Origin of the sequence: Klebsiella sp. 28 (genome assembly GCF_018223905.1) — a bacterium.
In the GTDB taxonomy this organism is placed as follows: Bacteria; Pseudomonadota; Gammaproteobacteria; order Enterobacterales; family Enterobacteriaceae; genus Klebsiella; species Klebsiella pneumoniae.
This window is the reverse complement of the sequence record NZ_JAGRQY010000328.1, coordinates 1-2429: the sequence shown is the minus strand read 5'-3', so window position 1 is coordinate 2429 and position 2429 is coordinate 1. Positions and strand designations below refer to the sequence as shown.

Sequence of the window (2429 nt, the reverse complement as noted above, 5' to 3'; positions counted from 1 at the left end):
CCTGATGGCGCAGCGCCAGCGCCTGCTGACGGGCGCGGGTTTCGCTGAGTTTGTTCTCCAGCTCGCCAATCTCTTTTTTCATCCGCGCCAGGGTTTCATCCACCAGCTGCACTTCATGATCCAGCTGAGCGATAAGGTCGGTCAGCTTTTGTTTTTCGATCAGCGCCGCCCGGGCCAGATCTTCTTTCTCTTTGCGCAGGGCCAGCTCGGCTTTTTCCTGCCATTCCGCCTGCTGGGCGACCGCCTGCTCAATACGACGTGACAGCTGTTTCTTTTCCGCCAGCGCGCGGGCCGATGTCGAACGCACCTCAACCAGCGTGTCTTCCATCTCCTGGATCATCAGACGCACCAGCTTTTGCGGGTCCTCCGCTTTCTCCAGAAGGGAGTTGATGTTGGCGTTCACGATGTCGGCAAAACGAGAAAAAATACCCATAATTTCAATCCTCATAGTTCTGGTTTCAGGCATTCACCTGTGGCTTAGCTAATACAAATGGCGTGCCAACTTCTTATCTTATTGATTTTAAAGAGGGTGGTTGCGAAACGTGTTGGGCATTGCTACAGTCACCTGGTTAATTACACTACTTAATGGCGAAATTCATCATGGCGCAGTACAAGGATAATCTGCTGGGCGAGGCCAACAGCTTTCTCGAGGTGCTGGAACAGGTTTCCCGGCTGGCCCCGCTGGATAAACCGGTGCTGGTCATCGGCGAGCGCGGCACCGGGAAAGAGCTTATCGCTAACCGTCTCCACTACCTCTCCAGCCGCTGGCAGGGGCCGTTTATCTCGCTGAACTGCGCGGCGCTGAACGATAATCTGCTCGACTCGGAGCTGTTCGGCCACGAAGCCGGGGCCTTCACCGGGGCCAGCAAGCGCCATCCCGGGCGCTTCGAGCGCGCCGACGGCGGGACGCTGTTTCTCGATGAGCTGGCGACAGCCCCAATGCTGGTGCAGGAGAAGCTGTTAAGAGTGATTGAATATGGCGAGCTGGAGCGCGTGGGCGGCAACCAGCCGCTGCAGGTTAACGTCCGGCTGGTGTGCGCCACCAACGCTGACCTGCCGCAGATGGTCGAGGAAGGTCATTTTCGCGCCGACCTGCTCGACCGCCTGGCCTTCGACGTGGTACAGCTCCCCCCGCTGCGCGACCGGCAGAGCGACATCATGCTGCTCGCCAACCAGTTTGCCATCCAGATGTGCCGCGAACTCGGTCTGCCGCTGTTTCCCGGCTTTAGCGCACGAGCGACCGCGACGCTGCTCGGCTACCGCTGGCCGGGGAATATTCGCGAACTGAAGAACGTGGTTGAGCGCTCGGTGTATCGCCACGGCGACAGCGAACATGAGCTGGACGCGATTATTATTAACCCTTTTCGTCAGTCCCCCGGATCTCCGCAGGAAGCCGCGCCCGGCGATGAGCTGCCCGCGCTACCGCTGGATCTGCGCGATTTCCAGCTCCAGCAGGAAAAACGCCTGCTGCAGCGGAGTCTGGAGCAGGCGAAGTATCATCAGAAGCTGGCGGCGGAGCTGCTGGGATTAACCTATCACCAGCTCCGCGCGCTGCTGAAAAAGCATCAGCTGTGAGAGGCGCGCGGCAGCAGCAGCGCGCTCACCGCCATCGCCCCCAGACATAAGACGGCGTTAAACCACAGGGCATACTGGGCGGCATGGGCCATGCCCAGCGGTAAAAACAGCGTGAAAAGTGACGCTGTCACGGCGATACCCATCGCCCCGCCCAGCGAGCTGCCCATCTTATAGATCCCCGAGGCGACACCGATTTTGTTCTCCGGGGCATTGGCCACCGCGGTATCCGTCGATGGCGTGGCGTAGCAGCCCAGCCCGAGGCCAAACAGCACGTTGCTGGCGAACACCACCCCGATATACAGCGCCTTTTCGAGAAAGGTGCAGCATATCAGCGCGATGGCGATAGCGGTCAACACCGGACCGGCCATCATCGGCAGCCGGGCGCCATAGCGCTGCAGCAGCTTCTCGCCGACCCGGATCATCGCCAGGACGGTCACCAGATAGCCGAGGGTCATCATCCCGCTCTCCAGCGGCGTCAGGTGGTGCCCCTGCTGCAGCCAGATGCTGGCGATCATCATGGTGCCAATCGCTCCATTGAGCAGAAAGTTCGACAGCACTGCCGCACCGTAGGCCCGGTTACTAAACAGCGCAAAATCAATCAGCGCCGCCTCGCCTTTGCGCATGCCGTTGCGGATAAATATCGTCCCCGCCGCCAGCGCCCCGGCCAGCATGGTCAACGACAGCGGGCTGCTCCAGCCCCAGCCGTGGCCCTTGCTGATAAACAGATTCACCAGCACCAGCGCAACAATCAGGCTCAGCAGACCGCCGACGTCCAGCTTATGCTGGCTGGCGCTGGCGCTGCGGCTCTCCGGCGTGCCGCGCAGCAAAAACAGCGCCAGCGCCAGCCAGCATAA

General features: G+C 60.6%; 3 protein-coding genes. 1 reads left to right on the top strand and 2 read right to left on the bottom strand.

What is annotated here, in order from left to right; translation table 11 throughout:
• Window positions 1–433, bottom strand: a 433-nt coding sequence (locus KHQ28_RS28900) for a PspA/IM30 family protein (RefSeq protein ID WP_211777816.1), incomplete at its 3' end; no start/stop codon positions are given.
• Window positions 434–585: 152 nt separating this feature from the next.
• Here KHQ28_RS28900 and pspF point away from each other — a divergent pair.
• Complete coding sequence (gene pspF, locus KHQ28_RS28895; protein WP_072198248.1) at window positions 586–1575, top strand: phage shock protein operon transcriptional activator; 990 nt, start codon at window positions 586–588, stop codon at window positions 1573–1575.
• Here the strand turns inward: pspF and KHQ28_RS28890 are convergent.
• The coding region (locus tag KHQ28_RS28890; protein WP_211777815.1) for an MFS transporter at window positions 1566–2429 on the bottom strand (864 nt) is incomplete at its 5' end. The genes pspF and KHQ28_RS28890 overlap by 10 nt on opposite strands.

Coding starts and splice junctions, on each gene's coding strand:
- pspF (WP_072198248.1), top strand. CDS start 586: ATGGCGAAATTCATCATGGCGCAGTACAAGGATAATCTGCTGGGCGAG.